This window comes from Streptomyces sp. NPDC093111, from assembly GCF_040683955.1.
GTDB lineage: Bacteria > Actinomycetota > Actinomycetes > Streptomycetales > Streptomycetaceae > Streptomyces.
Genome location: NZ_JBFBNW010000006.1, coordinates 312,442 through 330,829 on the forward strand (window position 1 = coordinate 312,442; position 18,388 = coordinate 330,829).

General features: G+C 72.9%; 17 protein-coding genes. 7 read left to right on the forward strand and 10 right to left on the reverse strand.

What is annotated here, in order from left to right; all coding sequences use genetic code 11:
• Window positions 1-5: 5 nt before the first annotated feature.
• The gene (locus AB0Q96_RS12875) at window positions 6-1,247 is read right to left on the reverse strand and encodes a MurT ligase domain-containing protein (RefSeq protein WP_365324565.1); all 1,242 of its coding nucleotides are present in this window, start codon (window positions 1,245-1,247) and stop codon (window positions 6-8) included.
• Window positions 1,248-1,360: 113 nt separating this feature from the next.
• Between AB0Q96_RS12875 and def the strand changes: the two genes are divergently transcribed.
• On the forward strand, window positions 1,361-1,915 hold the full coding sequence (gene def / locus AB0Q96_RS12880) for a peptide deformylase (RefSeq protein WP_365324567.1): 555 nt from the start codon (window positions 1,361-1,363) through the stop codon (window positions 1,913-1,915).
• 41 nt (window positions 1,916-1,956) lie between these two features.
• Here the strand turns inward: def and AB0Q96_RS12885 are convergent, their stop codons facing one another.
• Window positions 1,957-2,607 carry a TetR family transcriptional regulator gene (locus tag AB0Q96_RS12885; RefSeq protein ID WP_365324569.1) on the reverse strand — a complete coding sequence of 217 codons (651 nt, stop codon included), beginning with the start codon at window positions 2,605-2,607 and terminating at the stop codon, window positions 1,957-1,959.
• Between the two features lie 185 nt (window positions 2,608-2,792).
• Here AB0Q96_RS12885 and AB0Q96_RS12890 point away from each other — a divergent pair, with 185 nt between their 5' ends.
• On the forward strand, window positions 2,793-4,022 hold the full coding sequence (locus tag AB0Q96_RS12890) for an acyl-CoA dehydrogenase family protein (RefSeq protein WP_365324571.1): 1,230 nt from the start codon (window positions 2,793-2,795) through the stop codon (window positions 4,020-4,022).
• Between the two features lie 117 nt (window positions 4,023-4,139).
• On the opposite strand, the gene AB0Q96_RS12895 is transcribed toward AB0Q96_RS12890, so the two are convergent.
• Complete coding sequence (locus tag AB0Q96_RS12895; protein WP_365324573.1) at window positions 4,140-4,469, reverse strand: hypothetical protein; 330 nt, start codon at window positions 4,467-4,469, stop codon at window positions 4,140-4,142.
• A gap of 119 nt (window positions 4,470-4,588) precedes the next feature.
• Window positions 4,589-5,056, reverse strand: coding sequence for a VOC family protein (locus AB0Q96_RS12900; protein ID WP_365324575.1), 468 nt, complete (start codon window positions 5,054-5,056; stop codon window positions 4,589-4,591).
• A 142-nt stretch (window positions 5,057-5,198) separates the two neighbouring features.
• Here AB0Q96_RS12900 and AB0Q96_RS12905 point away from each other — a divergent pair, with 142 nt between their 5' ends.
• The gene (locus AB0Q96_RS12905; RefSeq protein WP_365324577.1) at window positions 5,199-6,617 is read left to right on the forward strand and encodes a cytochrome P450; all 1,419 of its coding nucleotides are present in this window, start codon (window positions 5,199-5,201) and stop codon (window positions 6,615-6,617) included.
• 46 nt (window positions 6,618-6,663) lie between these two features.
• On the opposite strand, the gene AB0Q96_RS12910 is transcribed toward AB0Q96_RS12905, so the two are convergent.
• Both AB0Q96_RS12910 and AB0Q96_RS12915 read right to left on the reverse strand, forming a co-directional pair.
• Entirely contained in the window at window positions 6,664-7,431 is a 768-nt protein-coding gene (locus tag AB0Q96_RS12910; protein WP_365324579.1) for a putative protein N(5)-glutamine methyltransferase, read from the reverse strand.
• Window positions 7,424-7,906 (reverse strand): glutathione peroxidase, encoded by a 483-nt coding sequence (locus tag AB0Q96_RS12915; protein WP_365324580.1) that lies wholly within the window; start codon window positions 7,904-7,906, stop codon window positions 7,424-7,426. The genes AB0Q96_RS12910 and AB0Q96_RS12915 overlap by 8 nt, the downstream gene beginning before the upstream one ends.
• A 36-nt stretch (window positions 7,907-7,942) precedes the next feature.
• Here AB0Q96_RS12915 and AB0Q96_RS12920 point away from each other — a divergent pair, with 36 nt between their 5' ends.
• A complete protein-coding gene (locus AB0Q96_RS12920) occupies window positions 7,943-8,158 on the forward strand; it encodes a DUF6011 domain-containing protein (RefSeq protein WP_365324582.1) in 216 nt (71 codons plus the stop codon).
• Between the two features lie 35 nt (window positions 8,159-8,193).
• On the opposite strand, the gene AB0Q96_RS12925 is transcribed toward AB0Q96_RS12920, so the two are convergent.
• Together AB0Q96_RS12925 and AB0Q96_RS12930 are read right to left on the reverse strand one after the other, a co-directional pair.
• Window positions 8,194-9,057 carry an acyl-CoA thioesterase II gene (locus AB0Q96_RS12925; RefSeq protein ID WP_365324584.1) on the reverse strand — a complete coding sequence of 288 codons (864 nt, stop codon included), beginning with the start codon at window positions 9,055-9,057 and terminating at the stop codon, window positions 8,194-8,196.
• Between the two features lie 21 nt (window positions 9,058-9,078).
• Window positions 9,079-11,652, reverse strand: a complete 2,574-nt coding sequence (locus tag AB0Q96_RS12930) for a DUF3516 domain-containing protein (RefSeq protein ID WP_365324586.1) — start codon at window positions 11,650-11,652, stop codon at window positions 9,079-9,081.
• A 96-nt stretch (window positions 11,653-11,748) separates the two neighbouring features.
• Here AB0Q96_RS12930 and AB0Q96_RS12935 point away from each other — a divergent pair, with 96 nt between their 5' ends.
• Complete coding sequence (locus tag AB0Q96_RS12935; RefSeq protein WP_365324588.1) at window positions 11,749-12,540, forward strand: metal-dependent hydrolase; 792 nt, start codon at window positions 11,749-11,751, stop codon at window positions 12,538-12,540.
• A 126-nt stretch (window positions 12,541-12,666) separates the two neighbouring features.
• On the opposite strand, the gene AB0Q96_RS12940 is transcribed toward AB0Q96_RS12935, so the two are convergent.
• Window positions 12,667-14,448 (reverse strand): ABC transporter ATP-binding protein, encoded by a 1,782-nt coding sequence (locus AB0Q96_RS12940; protein ID WP_365324590.1) that lies wholly within the window; start codon window positions 14,446-14,448, stop codon window positions 12,667-12,669.
• Window positions 14,445-16,304, reverse strand: coding sequence for an ABC transporter ATP-binding protein (locus tag AB0Q96_RS12945; RefSeq protein ID WP_365324592.1), 1,860 nt, complete (start codon window positions 16,302-16,304; stop codon window positions 14,445-14,447). Before AB0Q96_RS12945 ends, AB0Q96_RS12940 begins: the two co-directional genes overlap by 4 nt.
• Before the next feature lie 180 nt (window positions 16,305-16,484).
• On the opposite strand from AB0Q96_RS12945, the gene AB0Q96_RS12950 reads away from it, so the two are divergent.
• On the forward strand, window positions 16,485-18,086 hold the full coding sequence (locus AB0Q96_RS12950; RefSeq protein WP_365324594.1) for a peptide-N4-asparagine amidase: 1,602 nt from the start codon (window positions 16,485-16,487) through the stop codon (window positions 18,084-18,086).
• Window positions 18,087-18,151: 65 nt separating this feature from the next.
• Window positions 18,152-18,346: an antitoxin gene (locus tag AB0Q96_RS12955; RefSeq protein ID WP_365324596.1), complete on the forward strand. Its 195-nt coding sequence runs from the start codon at window positions 18,152-18,154 to the stop codon at window positions 18,344-18,346.
• The last annotated feature ends 42 nt before the right edge of the window (window positions 18,347-18,388 follow it).

The window sequence follows — 18,388 nt, forward strand, 5'->3', positions numbered from 1 at the left end:
TCGGGTCAGTTGCCGACACGGCGGCGGACGTCCTGGAACGCGGTGTAGTTGCCGATCAGCTCGATCTGGCCGGGCGGCGCCACCGTCACGGCCTCGTCGATCGTCTCGCACACGCGGAAGTCCACGCCCGCGACCTCCAGGCGGACCGCGAGGTCCAGCTTGCGGTCGCCGATCACCATGATCGGGTGGCCGGCCAGGCGGCCGTAGTCCACGTCCCACAGCCAGGAGGTGTCCGTGCCGTCGGCGCCGCGGGCGTTGACGGCGAGGATCACCGGGGTCGGCGGCGGGTCGATCAGGGAGAAGGTCTCGAGCCAGCCGGCCGGGTTCTTGGCCAGCAGGAGACGCAGCTCACGGCCCTGGAAGGACACCACGTCGTAGCGGCCGGCGACGGCCTGCACCTGGTACATGCGCTCCAGGGCGACCTGCGGCGGCACCCCGAAGACCGCGGCGACCGCGGCGGAGGTGGCGGCGTTGGCCTTGTTGGCGCGGCCGGGCAGCTGGAGGTGGATCGGCCAGGCCGAACCGTGCGGGTCGAGCACGTGGTCGCCGCTGAGCGCCCAGCTCGGCGCGGGGCGGCGGAAGCCGCACTCGCCGCAGAACCAGTCGTCGCCGGGGCGCTGCATCACACCGCCGCAGGCGGGGCAGGACCAGGCGTCGTCCTTCCACTCCTGGCCCGCGGCCACCCAGACCACGTTGGGGGAGGAGGAGGCGGCCCAGACGATCAGCGGGTCGTCCGCGTTGGCGATGACGACGGCCTTGGTGCCGTTGAGGCCCTCGCGCCACTTCTCGGCCAGCATGCGGGTCTCCGCGGCGCGGTCGAGCTGGTCGCGGGAGAGGTTGAGCAGGGCGATCGCCTTCGGGGTGGTGTCCCGTGCGACGCCCGCCAGGTACTTCTCGTCGACCTCGATGACGCCGTACTTGGCGTCCGAGCCGCCGGCCAGGGCCGAGGTGATGCCCGCGGGCATGTTGGCGCCCAGGGCGTTGGACACGACCGGGCCGGCGGCGCGCAGCGCCTCGGCGATCAGTCGCGTCGTGGTGGTCTTTCCGTTGGTCGCCGACACGAGGACGACGTCCAGGTGCTGCGCGAGCCGCCCCAGCAGATCCGGGTCCAGCTTGAGCGCGACCCGGCCGCCGATCACCGATCCGCTGCCGCGTCCCGCTGCCCGCGACACCGCGGCGGCGGCCTTGCCCGCCGTCACCGCCAGCTTCGCGCGCGGCGACAGCGGCTCCGAGTTGCTGCCTGACATCGTCCTTGTTCCTCCTTGCGTCGGTCCGGCCTCAGCCTATCGAGATCCGGCCAGCAGCCCGAACCGCGGCTCCGTGGCGCGGGTGGCTGCCCCCTGAACGTACCCTTGCGCCCATGCGAAACCGCTTGATCCCCGGCAGTTCCGGCCACGTCCGAGCGATGACCCTGCTCGGCGACCCGGTGCTGCACGCGCCCTGCGCACCCGTCACCGACTTCGGCCCGGAGCTCTCCCGGCTGGTCGAGGACATGTTCGCGACCATGTACGCGGCGAACGGCGTGGGCCTCGCCGCCAACCAGGTCGGCGTGGGGCTGCGGGTCTTCGTCTACGACTGCCCCGACGACGAGGACGTCCGGCACCTGGGCCATCTGGTCAACCCGCGCCTGGTCGAGGCCGACGGCGACGTGATCCGCGGCCCCGAGGGCTGTCTGTCCCTGCCGGGCCTGGAGGCGCCGACGCCCCGCTTCGACCGTGCGGTGGTCGAGGGCGTCCGGGTGGACGGCACCCCGGTCAGGGTCGAGGGTACGGGTTTCTTCGCCCGCTGCCTCCAGCACGAGGCGGACCACCTGGAGGGCGGCGTGTACGCGGACCACGTGACCGGGTGGCGGCGGGGCAGGCTGCTCCGCCGGATCCGGAAGGAGCCGTGGGGGAGCGGGGCGGCGGCGCTGTAGCCGGGGGCGCCGGGTCCCCGGGGTCCTCGGGGTGCGGTGGCTCAGAACCCGGGCCCGTCCGGGCGGTCGCCGGCGGCGGCCAGCCGGCCCCACAGCAGGTCCGCCAGGCTGCTCACCAACTCGGCCCGGGAGCACGGGCGTTCCCCGAGCCACCAGTCGCCGGCGGCGTGCATCATGCCGACGATGCCGTGGCCCCAGATGCGGGCCTGGGCCTCGCCGCCGGGGCCGAGGTCGACCCGCTCGGCGATGACCTGGCCCAGCTCCTCGCCCATGCGCCGCAGCAGCGGCGCCGAGTGCCGGCCCACGTCGAAGCCCTGCTCGGCCTGCTGGGACTCCTCGGCGGGGTGCATGAGGAAGCGGTAGACCTGGGGCATCGCCTCGATGGAGGCGAGGTACGTGTCCAGGGTGGACTCGACGCGGCGGCGCCGGTCGGCGGGCGCGTCCAGCGCGGCGCGGAGCGCCGAGAGCAGGGCGTCGGTGTGCCGGGTGGCGAGGGCGCGGTAGAGGCCGCCCTTGTCGCCGAAGTGCCGGTAGAGGATCGGTTTGGTGATCCCGGCCTCGGCGGCGATCGCGTTCATGGAGGCCTTGGGGCCGTCCCGGAGCACCACGCGGTCCGCCGCCTCCAGCAGTTCTCGCCGCCGTTGGTCGGCCGGCTTCTGCTGGTCGGTGGTGGTCCGATGTGTGGTGTCCATAAGCGTGGCTCCCCGCCCGTGCGAATTCCTGAGGCTGTCGCAACGTAACACCCGGACGGCACTCGGTGCCGATCGGGCGGAGTCGCCCCGGTGCCGCCTTGTTGCTGCCTTCTTGCTGGTTGACAGCCTCTACCCGTCGGTAACAGACTGGTGTTACCGCAAGTAACATACCGCTGGGAGGGTCCATGGCCGAGTTCACGCTCGAACTCAACGACGACCAGAAGCAGGTGCGCGACTGGCTGCACGGCTTCGCCGCCGACGTGATGCGCCCGGCGGCCGCCGAATGGGACGAGCGTGAGGAGACGCCCTGGCCGATCATCCAGGAAGCGGCCAAGATAGGCATCTATTCGCTCGACTTCTACGCCCAGCAGTTCTTCGACCCCACCGGTCTCGGCATCCCGATGGCCATGGAGGAGCTCTTCTGGGGCGACGCCGGCATCGCGCTCTCCATCGTCGGCACCGGTCTCGCCGCCGTCGGGGTGATGGCCAACGGTACCGAGGAGCAGATCGGCACCTGGATCCCGCAGATGTACGGCGACGCCTCCGACGTGAAGGTCGCCGCCTTCTGCTCCTCCGAGCCCGACGCCGGCTCCGACGTGGCCTCCCTGCGCACCCGCGCCGTCTACGACGAGGCCAAGGACGAGTGGGTGATCAACGGCACCAAGACCTGGGCGACCAACGGCGGCATCGCCAACGTCCACGTCGTCGTCGCCGCCGTCGACCCCGGGCTCGGCTCCAAGGGGCACGCCTCGTTCATCGTGCCCCCGAACACCCCCGGCCTCTCCCAGGGCCAGAAGTTCCAGAAGCACGGCATCCGCGCCTCGCACACCGCCGAGGTCGTCCTGGAGGACGTCCGGGTCCCCGGCAGCTGCCTGCTGGGCGGCAAGGACAAGCTGGACGAGCGCCTCGCCCGCGCCCGGGAGAAGGCGAAGGCGGGCGGCGGCGAGAGGGTGAAGAACGCCGCCATGGCCACCTTCGAGGCCTCCCGCCCCGCCGTGGGCGCCATGGCCGTCGGCACCGCCCGCGCCGCGTACGAGGTCGCCCTCGACTACGCGAAGACCCGCGAGCAGTTCGGCCGCCCCATCATCGACAACCAGGGCGTCGCCTTCCAGCTCGCCGACATGCGCACCCAGATCGACGCGGCCCGCCTGCTCGTCTGGCGTGCCTCCTGGATGGCGACGGCGGGCAAGCCCTTCACCTCCGCCGAGGGCTCGATGTCCAAGCTGTACGCGAGCGAGGTCGCCAAGAAGGTCACCGCCCAGGCCATCCAGATCCTCGGCGGCAACGGCTACACCCGCGAGTACCCGGTCGAGCGCATGCACCGCGACGCCGCCATCTACACGATCTTCGAGGGCACCAGCGAGATCCAGCGCCTGGTCATCGCCCGCACGCTGTCGGGGATGCCGATCCGCTGACGCGTGGCGGGTGGCGTGCGGCGCGTGACGCGTGACGTGCGACGCGTGACGTGCGGCCCCGACCCGGATCGCGGGTGGGGCCGCACGCCGCCGTGACCGTTCGCGCGGGACGGCGACCTACAGGGTCTCCATCCCGGTGGAGATCAGGTACGGGTAGGACGAGGAACAGTCCGCCTCGCTGTCGTCGCCCGTGCCCGCCGCTCGCCACGGGCCGACGTAGATGACGTCGTACCCCGCGCCCCAGCCGTCGGAGCACCGCGCCAGCGAGCGGTAGTAGCCCGTGCCGCCGTAGCAGTAGACGATCGTCCAGCCGGGGATCTCGTAGCGATCGATGCCGCCGCAGTCGGACGGTGCGGCGGAGGCCGTCGGCGCGGTGGTGACCGCGGCGGCGGTCAGGGCCAGGACGCTCGCTCCTGTGGCCAGTAGTCGCTTGATGGAACGCTTCACGGCACCCTCCCTGATTGATTTTTCAAGGAGGGTAGGGCGCGGCCGCGCGGCGGGGACAGCTGATATGCGGTCAGGCGCCGGGTGAATCAGGCCAGCCGAGGGCGTCGCCCGCCCGGCCGTCACACCACGCAGAACTCGTTCCCCTCCGGGTCCCGGAGCACCACCGCGTAGTAGTCCATGCCGTCCGGCTCGTCCATCGTGTACAGGACCGAGGCGCCCAGCGCGGTCAGCCGGGTGACCTCGGAGTCCACGCGGTCGCGGCGTTCGAGGAGCGGGACCGTGCGGCCGCCGCCGACCTTGAGGTCCAGGTGGAGGCGGTTCTTGGTGGTCTTCGGCTCCGGGACCGCCTGGAACCAGACGCGCGGGCCGAGGCCCTTGGGGTCCACGATCGACTCGGGCAGCTCGCCCGCGCCGTCCGCCAGCTCGTCCTCCGGGACGCCGAGCGCCCTCCAGTACTCCTGCCAGCTCGCGTGGCCCTCCGGCGGTGGCTCCGGCACGTAACGCAGGGCCTCCGCCCAGAACAGCACCAGCCGCCGGGGGTCGGCGCAGTCGATCGTGAGTTGCAGCGTCATCTCGGTCGCAGTCATGCCGGCAGCCTTCCAGACACCACTGACAACGCCCCTCGCAGAGGCTGCCGTACGCCCTCCCGGTACGGCAGAATCGAACGAACCGGCGAACAGCACGGCACGTCAGACGGAACGTCAGGCGGCACGTCACGGGGGGAACACGATGGCGACGACCACCACCGCACCGGAGATTCCCGAGCTCACGGGAGTCCCGCTGCTCGGCTCACTGCTCGACCTCAAGAACGACTCGCTCGGCACCTTCCTCAAGGCCCGCGCCGACCACGGCGACGTCGTCCGGATCACCGCGGGACCACCCGGCGCCCGGGCCACCGTCCACTGCGTCTTCTCCGCCGAGGGCGCCCAGCGCGTCCTCGCCACCGACGCCGCCAACTACCGCAAGGACAACGCCTTCTACCAGGAGATCCGCGAGTCCTTCGGCAACGGCCTGCTCACCAGCCAGGACACCGACTACCTGCGCCAGCGCCGGCTCGTCCAGCCGCTCTTCACCCGGCGCAGCGTCGACGGCTACGCCTCCGCCGTCGCCATCGAGGTCAGCCGGCTCACCGAGGGCTGGCGCGCCGCGGGCCACGACACCGTGGACGTCGTCCACGAGATGACCGGACTCGCCCTGCGGGCCGTCGCCCGCATCCTGTTCGGCACCGACGTCGAGGCCGCCGTCGGCATCGTGGAGCGCTGCTTCCCCGTGCTCGGGGCGTACGTCTCGCGGCGCGGCTACTCGCCCCGCAAGCTGCCGCGCTCCTGGCCCACGCCCGGCAACCGGCGTGCCGCCGCGGCCCACGAGGAGCTGTACGCCGTCTGCGACCGCATCATCGCCGAGCGGCGGGCGGCCGGCACCGACGGCGCCGGGGAGGACCTGCTGAGCCGGCTCGTCGAGGCGAGCAGCGACGAGGACGGCGGCTTCGACGCCACCGAACTGCGCGAACAGGTCCTGGTGTTCCTGCTCGCCGGGCACGAGACCACCGCCACCTCGCTCGGCTTCGCCCTCCATCTGCTCGCCCGCCACCCCAAGGAGCAGCGGCGGGCCCACGAGGAGATCGACCGGGTGCTCGCCGGGCGCACCCCGGGCGCCGCCGACCTCGACGCCCTGCCGTACCTCACCAGCGTCCTGAAGGAGACCATGCGGCTCTTCCCGGCCGCACCGGCGATCGGACGGCGGGCCGTCGAGGACGCCGAGATCGGCGGCTACGCGATCCCCGCCGGAGCCGACGTGATCGTCTCCCCCTGGGTCACCCACCGCCATCCGGACTACTGGGAGGACCCGGAGCGCTTCGACCCCGAGCGCTTCACCCCCGAGCGGGAGGCCGAGCGGCCCCGCTACGCGTGGTTCCCCTTCGGCGGCGGCCCGCGCGCCTGCATCGGGCAGCACTTCTCGATGCTGGAGTCCGTGATCGCCCTGGCGATGATCCTCCGGGACCACGAGCTGGAGGCGATCGACACCCAGGTGCCGCTCGACTCCGCGATCACCCTCCAGGCCCTCGGCCCGGCCCGCTGCCGCCTGAAGCCCCGCACGCCGGGTCAGGGTGACCAGGAGGCCGCGGGCGGCGCGCGCGAGAGCGTCTAGGGGGCGCCCAGGGGGCGTCCACGGGCCGGAGGGGTTCCACGCCCGCCTACGGGCGGGTCGCCACCAGCACCGTGGCGTACAGCTCCTCGTCCTCCAGGATCCGGGCCGACAGGCCGTGCGCGGTGACCGCCGCCACGGCCCGGTCGGCCTGGCGCTCGCTGGTCTCCACCAGCAGGTGACCGCCCGGGGCCAGCCACCCGGCCGCCCCGGCCGCGACCCGGCGCAGCACGTCCAGGCCGTCCGCGCCGCCGTCCAGCGCCACGAGCGGCTCGTGGTCGCGGGCCTCGGACGGCAGCAGGGCCACGTCCTCGCTCGGCACGTACGGCACGTTGGCGACGAGGACCTCGATCCGGCCGAACAGCGCCTCGGGCAGCGGCTCGAAGAGGTCGCCCTCGTACACCCGGCCGCCGCGCGGCTCCACGTTCCGCCGGGCACAGCGCACCGCCGCCGGCTCGATGTCCGAGGCGTACACCTCGGCGCCCGGCACGGAGGCGAGCAGCACCGCTCCCGCCGCGCCCGAGCCGCAGCACAGGTCGACGCAGACGGCGCCCGGCCGGGCCAGCCGCACGGCCTGCCCGACGAGGAACTCCGTACGCCGGCGCGGCACGAACACACCCGGGTCGACCTCGATCCGCAGCCCCCCGAACCCGGCCCAGCCCACCACGTGCTCCAGCGGCAGGCCCGCGGCCCGCCGCTCGACCATCGCGTCGAGCTCGGCCGGACCGGCCGCGGCCGCGGTCAGCAGCTCCGCCTCCTCCTCGGCGAAGACACAGCCCGCGGCCCGCAGCCGCTCCACCACACCGGCCTCAGACAAGCTGGGCCTCGATCGCCGCGACGATCTCCGGGGCGTCCGGCTCGGTGCGCGGGCGGAAGCGGGTGACCGCGCCGTCGCGGCCGATCAGGAACTTCTCGAAGTTCCACTGCACGTCCCCGGCCTCGCCCTCGGCGTCCGCGACCTTGGTCAGCTCCGCGTACAGCGGGTGCCGCCCGGCGCCGTTGACCTCGGTCTTCTCCAGCAGCGGGAAGGTCACGCCGTACGTCGCCGAGCAGAAGGTCCCGATCTCCTCGGCGCTGCCCGGCTCCTGGCCCGCGAACTGGTTGCAGGGCACACCGACCACGGTGAAGCCGCGGTCCCCGTACTCCTTCTGGAGGCGCTCCAGGCCGGCGTACTGCGGGGTCAGACCGCACTGGGAGGCCACGTTGACGACCAGGACGGCCCGGTCGCGGTAGTCGGCCAGGGAGAGCGGGTCCCCGGCGAGGGTCTTCAGCGGAATCTCGTACAGGCTCATGGACAGCTCCAAGGGTGAATGAGGTTTGATCTCAGCATGGGAGACGAACCACTGGCAATCGAGATCGATTCCGGCGAAGGGGCCACGGCGCGGGGCCGGGTGCGGTGCCGCCTGTGCGGGCGCCCGCTGACCGGCGCCGGGTCCCGCCGCACCGGACTCGGCCCGGCCTGCGACGCCAAGCTGCACCCGCCCGGCCCGGACATCCGCACCCGCCGCCACGAGGTCGAGCAGGACACCCTGCCCGGCGTCTGAGGGGCCGCCCGGAGCCCCCGGAGCCCCTGGAGCCGCTAGAGCTTGCGGAACAGGCCCTCCTGCACCACCGACACGAGCAGCCGGCCCTCGCGGTCGTAGATCCGGCCGCGGGCCAGCCCCCGCCCGCCGTGCGCGATCGGCGACTCCTGGTCGTACAGGAACCACTCGTCGGCCCGGAACGGGCGGTGGAACCACATCGCGTGGTCGAGCGAGGCCATGTCGAAGCCGCGGGGCCCCCACAGCGGCTCGACCGGGATGCGTACCGCGTCGAGCAGCGTCATGTCCGAGGCGTAGGTCAGCGCGCAGGTGTGCACCAGCGGGTCGTCGCCCAGCGGTCCCACCGCCCGCATCCACACCGCGCTGCGCGGATCGGCGCCCCGGACCTCCTCCTTCGACCAGCGCAGCCGGTCCACGTAGCGGATGTCGAAGGGCTGGCGGCGGGCCATCCGCTCCAGCGCCTCCGGCAGCGCCCCCAGGTGGTCGCGGATCTCGTCCGCGAGGTTCGGCAGGCTCTCCGGATCGCCCAGGTGCCGGGGCGGCAGCTGGTGCTCGAAGGCGGACTCCTCCGGCCGGTGGAAGGAGGCCGTCAGGTTGAAGATCGTCCGGCCGTCCTGGACGGCGGTGACCCGCCGGGTGGTGAAGGAGCGCCCGTCGCGCACCCGCTCCACCTGGTAGACGATCGGCACGCCCGGCCGGCCCGGCCGCAGGAAGTACGCGTGCAGCGAGTGCACCGGCCGCTCGCCGTCCGTGGTGCGCCCGGCCGCCACCAGGGCCTGGCCGGCGACCTGCCCGCCGAAGACCCGCTGCAGCGACTCCTGCGGGCTGCGGCCGCGGAAGATGTTCACCTCGATCTGCTCCAGGTCGAGCAGGTCCACGAGCCTCTCGGCGGGGTTGGTCACCTCATGCTCCTTCGGGAGTGGCTACAGCTGTCCGACCGAGGTCACCCGCACGACGGCCCGGCCCTCCTCGTCCGAGGCCGCCAGGTCCACCTCCGCGCTGATGCCCCAGTCATGGTCGCCGTTCGGGTCGGCGAAGGTCTGCCGGACGCGCCACAGACCGTGCGCCGCGTCCTCCTCGATGGCGAGCAGCTTCGGGCCGCGCGCGTCCGGTCCGGTGCCCAGGTCCTCGTACTCGTCCCAGTACCCGTCCATCGCCTCGCCCCACGCGTCGGCGTCCCAGCCGGACTCGCCGTCCAGCTCGCCCAGCGCGGCCACGTTGTCCAGCGCCGCCAGCTCCACCCGGCGGAACATCGCGTTGCGCACCAGGACCCGGAAGGCGCGGGCGTTCGCCGTGACCGGCTTGACCTGGTCGGCCTTCTCCTGCGCCTGCTCGGCGGTCTCGACGTCCGGGTTCGCCAGCTGCTCCCACTCGTCGAGGAGCGAGGAGTCCACCTGGCGCACCATCTCGCCGAGCCACTCGATCAGGTCCTGGAGGTCCTCGGTCTTCAGGTCGTCCGGGATCGTGTGGTCCAGCGCCTTGTACGCGCTCGCGAGGTAGCGCAGCACGATGCCCTCGGTCCGCGCCAGCTCGTACCAGGAGGTGAACTCGGTGAAGGTCAGCGCCCGTTCGTACATGTCACGGATGACGGACTTCGGCGAGACGGGGTGGTCGCCGACCCACGGGTGCGACTTCCGGTACACGTTGTACGCGTGCCAGAGCAGCTCCTCCAGCGGCTTCGGGTACGAGATGTCCTGGAGCCGCTCCATGCGCTCCTCGTACTCGACGCCGTCCGCCTTCATCTGCCCGACCGCCTCGCCGCGCGCCTTGTTCTGCATGGCGGCGAGGATCTGGCGCGGGTCGTCGAGGGTCGACTCGACCACCGAGACCATGTCCAGGGCGTACGAGGGGGACTCCGGGTCCAGCAGGTCGAACGCGGCCAGCGCGAAGGTGGACAGCGGCTGGTTCAGCGCGAAGTCCTGCTGGAGGTCGACCGTGAGCCGGATCGTGCGGCCCTCGGCGTCCGGGGTGGCCAGCTGCTCCACCACGCCGCCGTCGAGCAGCGAGCGGTAGATCGCGATGGCCCGGCGGATGTGCCGCAGCTGGTTCCGGCGCGGCTCGTGGTTGTCCTCCAGCAGCTTGCGCATCGCGTCGAAGGCGTTGCCCGGCCGGGCGATCACGGACAGCAGCATGATGTTCGTGACCTTGAAGCGGGAGGTCAGCGGCTCCGGCTCGGCGCCGATCAGCTTCTCGAAGGTGGTGTCGCTCCAGGCGACGAAGCCCTCGGGGGCCTTCTTGCGGACCACCTTGCGGCGCTTCTTCGGGTCGTCGCCGGCCTTGGAGAGCGCCTTCTCGTTCTCGATGACGTGCTCGGGCGCCTGCGCGACCACGTAGCCCGCCGTGTCGAACCCGGCCCGGCCGGCCCGGCCCGCGATCTGGTGGAACTCCCGCGCGCGCAGCGTCCGCACCCGGGTGCCGTCGTACTTCGTCAGCGCCGTGAACAGCACCGTGCGGATGGGCACGTTGACGCCCACGCCGAGGGTGTCCGTCCCGCAGATCACCTTCAGCAGTCCGGCCTGCGCCAGCTTCTCGACCAGCCGCCGGTACTTGGGCAGCATGCCCGCGTGGTGCACGCCGATGCCGTGCCGCACGTAGCGGGAGAGGTTCTGGCCGAACTTGGTGGTGAAGCGGAAGTTGCCGATCAGCTCGGCGATCTTGTCCTTCTCCTCGCGCGAGCACATGTTGATGCTCATCAGCGACTGCGCGCGCTCCACCGCCTGCGCCTGGGTGAAGTGCACGATGTAGACGGGCGCCTGCCTGGTCTCCAGGAGCTCCGTGATCGTGTCGGTGATGGGGGTGAGCCGGTACTCGTACGACAGCGGCACGGGCCGGGTCGCCGAGCGGACCACCGAGGTCGGCCGCCCGGTCCGCCGGGTCAGGTCCTTCTCGAACATCGACACGTCGCCGAGGGTGGCCGACATCAGGATGAACTGGGCCTGCGGCAGTTCGAGGATCGGGATCTGCCAGGCCCAGCCGCGGTCCTGCTCGGCGTAGAAGTGGAACTCGTCCATCACGACCTGGCCGATGTCCGCGTCCTTGCCGTCGCGCAGCGCGATCGAGGCGAGCACCTCGGCCGTGCAGCAGATGACGGGGGCGTCGGCGTTCACGGAGGCGTCGCCGGTCAGCATGCCGACGTTCTCGGTGCCGAAGATCTTGCAGAGGTCGAAGAACTTCTCCGACACCAGCGCCTTGATCGGCGCCGTGTAGAACGTCACCTGGTCATTGGCCAGGGCCGTGAAGTGCGCCCCCGCCGCGACCAGCGACTTTCCCGAGCCGGTCGGTGTGGACAAGATCACGTTGGCCCCGGAGACCACCTCGATCAGCGCCTCCTCCTGAGCCGGGTAGAGCGTGATGCCCTGGCCCTCCGTCCATGAGGAGAAGGCCTCGAAAAGGGCATCGGGGTCGGCGGTCGGCGGCAGCTGATCGATAAGGGTCACGCCCCCATCTTGCCTGGATTCCGCCCGGATGAGGGAACCGGCCACCGGAAGGAAGATCACGGAGGATAGGCTGATCCGTCGACCGGTCGCGCGACCGGTCCTCCGACCGTGCGTCAACTGAGCGCCGGCGTACGAGGAAACGGGGCGGGTACGACCATGATGGGACCGGCGCACTCGCTGTCCGGAGCGGCGGCCTGGCTGGGTGTCGGGGCCGCCGCGGCGGCGTTCGACCACCCGATGCCGTGGCCCGTTCTCGTCGTCGGAGCGCTCATCTGCGCGGGCGCGGCCCTCGCCCCCGACCTGGACCACAAGTCGGCCACCATCTCGCGCGCCTTCGGACCCGTCTCCCGCGGCCTCTGCGAGATCGTCGACAAGCTCTCGTACGCCGTCTACAAGGCCACCCGCTCCACCGCCGACCCGCGCAGGTCCGGCGGCCACCGCACCCTCACCCACACCTGGCTGTGGGCGGTCCTGATAGGGGCCGGCTGCTCGGCGGCCGCGGTCACCGGCGGCCGCTGGGCGGTCCTGACGATCCTCTTCGTACACCTGGTCCTCGCGGTCGAGGGCCTGCTGTGGCGGGCCGCCCGGATGTCCAGCGACGTCCTGGTGTGGCTGCTCGGCGCCACCAGCGCCTGGATCCTCGCCGGGGTCCTCGACCAGCCCGGCAACGGGGCCGGCTGGCTGTTCACCGAGCCCGGCCAGGAGTACCTGTGGCTCGGCCTGCCGATCGTCCTCGGCGCCCTGGTCCACGACATCGGCGACGCCCTGACCGTCTCCGGCTGCCCGATCCTGTGGCCGATCCCGGTGGGCCGCAAGCGCTGGTACCCCATCGGCCCGCCGAAGGCGATGCGCTTCCGCGCGGGCAGCTGGGTCGAGCTGAAGGTCCTCATGCCGGTCTTCATGCTGCTCGGCGGCGTGGGCGGGGCCTCGGCCCTCGGCTTCCTGTAGCCGGTCCACAGGGCACCTGCGCGGACGTACGCGGACCTGCGCGGATGTACGCGGACGTACGCGGAAGGGGCCGCCCCGGTTCGACCGGGGCGGCCCCTTCCGCGTGGCCTCGGCGAGACCGCTCGGCTACCCGTGCCAGGAGCGCCACAGGGCCGCGTACGCCCCGTCCGCCGCCACCAGCTCCTCGTGGCTGCCCAGCTCGCTGATCCGGCCGCCCTCGACCACCGCGATCAGGTCGGCGTCGTGCGCCGTGTGCAGCCGGTGCGCGATGGCGACGACCGTCCGGCCGTCCAGGACCTTGGCCAGCGAGCGCTCCAGATGGCGGGCCGCCCGCGGGTCGAGCAGCGAGGTCGCCTCGTCCAGGACCAGCGTGTGCGGGTCGGCGAGGACGAGCCGGGCGAGCGCGACCTGCTGGGCCTGGGCCGGGGTGAGCGCCAGACCGCCCGAGCCGACCTCGGTGTCGAGGCCCGCGTCGAGGGCCTTCGCCCAGCCGTCCGCGTCCACCGCGCCCAGCGCGTCCCACAGCTCGGGGTCCCCGGCGCCCGCCCGCGCGAGCAGCAGGTTGTCCCGGAGCGAGCCGACGAAGACGTGGTGCTCCTGATTGACCAGGGCCACGTGCTCGCGGACCCGCTCGGCGGGCATCCGGGCCAGCTCGGCCGAGCCGAGCGTGACCGAACCGGCCCGCGGGGCGTAGATGCCGGCGAGCAGCCGCCCGAGCGTCGACTTGCCGGCCCCCGACGGTCCGACCAGGGCGAGCCGGGTGCCCGGCGCGACGTCCATCGACACCTTGTGCAGCACGTCCACGCCCTCGCGGTACCCGAAGCGCACCTCGTCGGCGCGGACCGCCCGCCCCTCGGGGCGCAGCGAACCGTCGCCCGCCTCGGGCTCGATCTCCCGGACGCCCACGAGCCGGCCCAGCGACACCTGGGCGACCTGGAGCTCGTCGTACCAGCGCAGGATGATCCCGATCGGGTCGACCAGCATCTGGGCGAGCAGCGCCCCGGTGGTCAGCTGGCCCACGTCCATCCAGCCCTGGAGGACGAACACCCCGCCGATCAGCAGCACGGAGGCGATCACCACGGTGTGCGTCAGGTCGACGACCGGGAAGAGCACCGAGCGCAGGTACAGCGTGTACCGCTCCCAACGGGTCCATTCGCCGATCCGCCGGTCCGACAGCTCGATCCGGCGCCCGCCGAGCCGGTGCGCCTCGACCGTGCGGCCCGCGTCCACGGTCTCCGCGAGCGCGGCGGCCACCGCCGCGTACCCGGCGGCCTCCGAGCGGTACGCCGAGGGGGCCCGGCGGAAGTACCAGCGGCAGCCCACGATCAGCAGCGGCGCCGCGCACACCAGCGCGAGCGCCAGCGGCGGGGCGGTCACCGCGAGGCCGCCGACCAGCAGGCCCGTCCACACCACGCCGACGACGAGCTGCGGCACCGCCTCCCGCATCGCGTTGGCGAGCCGGTCGATGTCGGTGGTGATCCGGGAGAGCAGGTCGCCCGTCCCGGCCCGCTCCAGGACGCCCGGCGGGAGGGCGACCGAGCGCACCAGGAAGTCCTCGCGCAGATCGGCCAGCATCTCCTCGCCGAGCATCGCCCCGCGCAGCCGCACCAGCCGGGTGAACACCGTCTGGATCAGCAGGGCGACGGCGAACAGGGCCGCCGTACGCTCCAGATGCAGCTCACGGGCCCCGTCCGTCAGCCGCTCGACGACCGAGCCGAGCAGATAGGGGCCGGCCATCGAGGCGAGCACCGCGACGGTGTTCACCCCGACGAGCAGGGCGAACGCCCCACGATGACGGCGCAGCAGGTCCCGCACGTACGCCCGCACCGTCGCTCCGCCGCCCACCGGCAGCGTCGTCGCCGACTGGGGTGCCGCCGGGTCGTACTCCGGTGGCGCCAGGCCGATCATGCCGACTCTCCTTCCAGCTCTTCTTCCAGCACGTCGTCCAGCTCCGCGAGCCGGTCCCGCCCGTCCGCACGGGCGGGCCCGGCGAGTTCGGCGGGTTCTTCGTCGGGCGAGCGCGTGACGACGGCCCGGTAGCGGGGCTCGTCCGCGAGCAGCTCCCGGTGGGTGCCGACCGCGACCGCCGCGCCCTCGTGGACCAGGACCACCCGGTCGGCGAGGTCGAGCAGCAGCGGCGAGGAGGCCAGCACCACCGTCGTGCGGCCCGCGCGCAGCCCCTTGATCCCGGCCGCCACCCGGGACTCGGTGTGCGAGTCCACCGCCGAGGTCGGCTCGTCCAGGACCAGCACCTCCGGGTCGGTGACCAGGGAGCGGGCCAGGGCGAGCCGCTGGCGCTGGCCGCCGGACAGCGACCGGCCGCGCTCGGTGATCCGGGTGCGCATCGGGTCGCCCCCGGTGTCGACGGAGGCCTGGGCGAGGGCGTCGAGGACGTCCCCGCACTGGGCCGCGTCCAGCGCCGCCCGCGCCGCGACCGCCCCGGAGGACGGCACGTCGAGCAGCTCCCGCAGGGTGCCCGAGAGCAGCACCGGGTCCTTGTCCTGGACCAGGACGGCCGTCCGGGCGGCGTCGAGCGTCAGCTCGTCGAGCGCGACGCCGCCGAGCAGCACCGAGGCGTGGTCCTCGCCCGGCTCCGGCGGGTGCCCGCCGAGCCGGTCCGCGAGCCGTCCGGCCACGTCCGGGTCGCCGCACACCACGGCGGTGAACCGGCCGGACGGGGCCAGCACTCCGGTGACCGGGTCGTACAGATCGCCCGCGGGCAGCTCCCGGCCGGGACCGGTGGCGGCGGCCTCGGGGCGGACCGTCGTCGTGCGCGCCAGGGCCAGCACCCGGGCAGCCCGCTTGGCGGAGGGACGCGAGAAGGAGTACGCCATGGCGATCTCCTCGAAGTTGCGCAAGGGGTGGTGGGTGAGCGCCACCGCGCCGTACACGGTGACCAGTTCGCCCACCGAGATGCGCCCGTCGAGCGCCAGCCGCGCGCCGTACACCACGACGACGAGCAGCAGCAGTCCCGGCAGCAGCACCTGGACGGCCGCGATCAGCGCCCACATCCGGGCGCTGTGCACGGCGGCCTCGCGCACCTCCTGGGAGGCGGCCCGGTAGCGGCCCAGGAACAGCTCCTCGCCGCCGATGCCGCGCAGCACCCGCAGGCCGGCGACGGTGTCGGAGGCCAGCTCGGTGGCCCGGCCCGCCTTCTCGCGCTGCGCGTCCGCCCGGCGGGTGGCGCGGGGGAGCAGCGGCAGCGCGGCGAGCGCGAGGACGGGGACGCCCAGGGCCACGACCACGCCGAGGTCGGGCTGGTAGAGCACGAGCCCGACGCAGACCACGACCAGCGAGACGGCGGCGGCCGCGAAGCGGGAGGCGGCCTCGACGAACCAGCCGATCTTCTCGACGTCCGAGGTCGACACGGCCACCACCTCGCCGGCCGCGACCCGCCGGGTCAGCACGGCACCGAGCTCGGCGGTCTTGCGGGAGAGCAGCTGCTGGACGCGGGCGGCGGCGGTGATCCAGTTGGTGACGGCGACCCGGTGGGCCATCGTGTCCCCGGCCGCGATCGCCACCCCGAGCAGGACCAGCAGTCCCACGCCCAGCGCCAGGCCGCCGCCGTCGCGGTCCACGACCGCCTGTACGGCGATGCCCACGCCGATCGGCAGACCGGCGATGCCGAGCTGGAACAGCAGGCCCCACAGCAGGCACTTCACCTGCCCGCCGAGCTGTCTGCGGCCAAGCCAGAGGAGGAACCTGCCGCCTGAGCGGATGTCCGGGACCCCTGGGTCGGCGTACGGTAGATCGCGAATCTGCATGATGTCCCAGGGCTTTCGACCGGTCCGTCGGACCGGTCCGGTGAGGTCTCGAACCGATCCAGCCTCGCCCGGGCGGGCCGCTTCGGGCAATCGATTTTCTGGCAACCGGGCACAGTTCCGGCCAAGCCGGACCCACGCCCTCTGGACCCCGTCCGGAAGCGCACGCTTCACTCACGACCCATGAGACAACGGAAGATCATGAGCATGATCGGCGGCCTCACCCTGGCCGCCGGACTGCTGCTCGCCGCCCCCGCGGCGCACGCGGACGAGGCCCCGACCCCGCCGGCCGAGTTCACCACCGACTGGCACGACCCGCTCACCGCCGCGCCGCCGGTCGCCACGCCCGGCACCCGCAACTGCGAAGTGACCCTCGCCGCCGCCCAGTTCCGCGACTTCACCCCGTACCAGGGGAGCTACACCCCGCCCGAGGAGTGCGGCACCCGCTGGAACAAGGTGGTCCTGCGTCTCGAAGGCAAGGTGAAGGGGCGCCAGTACGACCGGCTCGGACACCTCTCCGTCGGCGGCGTCGAGATCCTCCGCACCTCCACCCCCGAGCCCTCGCCCGACGGCATCACCTGGGCGGTCGAGAAGGACGTCACCCGCTACCGCGACACCCTCAGCCGGCCCCAGCCCGTCGAGATGCTCATCGGCAACGTCGTCGACGACACGTACACCGGCGTCATCGACGTCCGCGTCACGCTCACCTTCCACACCGCGCGGGGCGAGGCGAAGCCCGCCGCCGGCACCCCCGACCGCGTCCTGCCGCTCACCGGCGGCACGCTCACCACCCCGCGCAACACCGAGCGGATCCTGGCCGAGGTGTACGCCACCGGCTCCGGCGGCGGCTGCGAGGAGTTCTGGTACCTCACCGTCCCCGACGCCGCGCCCTACTCCTGCAAGGCCACCGACGGGCCGTACCGCGAGGTGCGGATCTCCGTCGACGGGCGGCTCGCCGGCATCGCCGCCCCCTTCCCGCACGTCTGGACCGGCGGCTGGTCCAACCCCTTCCTCTGGTACGTGACCCCCGCGCCGCGCGCCTTCGACGTGCAGCCCGTCGTCTACGACCTCACCCCCTTCGCGGCCGTCCTCAACGACGGGCGCGCCCACCGCGTCGAGGTCGGCGTGGCCGGCGTCCCGGCCGGCCAGTCCGGCTGGAGCGTCCCCGCCAACGTGCTCCTGTGGCAGGACCGGGGCAGCACGGTCGTCACCGGCGCCCTCGACCGGCACGAGGCCGGCACCCCACGCAACTCCTCGGTCCACACGCCCGGTTCGCCGGACCGCCTGGACACCACCGGCGGACACACCCTCACCGTCTCCGGGCACCTGAACACCTCGCACGGCCGGGTCGTCACCACCGTCACCCGCACCGTCGGCCACCGCTCCGCGCACCGCTGGGGCGCCGACGAGAACCCGGACGCGCTCACCGCGTCCTGGACCGACGACGAGACGGTGACCGTCGGCCGGACCGCGACCCGCACCCATCGCGCGTACACCATGGACGGCGAGATCACCGTGGACGCCGGCAACCGCCTGCGGACCGTCCTCACCGTCGGCGACCGGTCCTCCGTGGACGTCGTCCGCGACGGCCGCCGCCTGTCCTGGTCGCGGCTCGACGACACGTACACCGGCGACGCCGCGTTCACCCTCGGCGTCCCGCGCGAGCAGCGGCACGCGGTCGGCACCAGCGCCGAGCGCTATCGCCTGTACGGCTCCGGGGGCTGCTACGACCGCTCGCTGAAGACCGTCCAGGGCACCCTCGTGGAGGACCTGCGGCGCTGCTGAGCGGATGCGGTACGGCCCGCGAGCGGTGATCCTGGAGGGGAGCACAGCCCGCCAAGGAGGCTCGGATGAGCGTGATGGACAAGCTCAAGCAGATGCTGAAGGGTCACGAGGACAAGGCCGGCCAGGGCGTCGACAAGGCCGGTGACTTCGTCGACGAGAAGACCCAGGGCAAGTACAGCGGCCAGGTCGACACCGCCCAGGACAAGCTCAAGGAGCAGCTGGGCGCGGACCGGCCGCCGCAGGACACCCCGCCGCAGTAGCCCCCTGACCCGGTGCCCCGTCGCGGGGGCGGGATCGTCCCG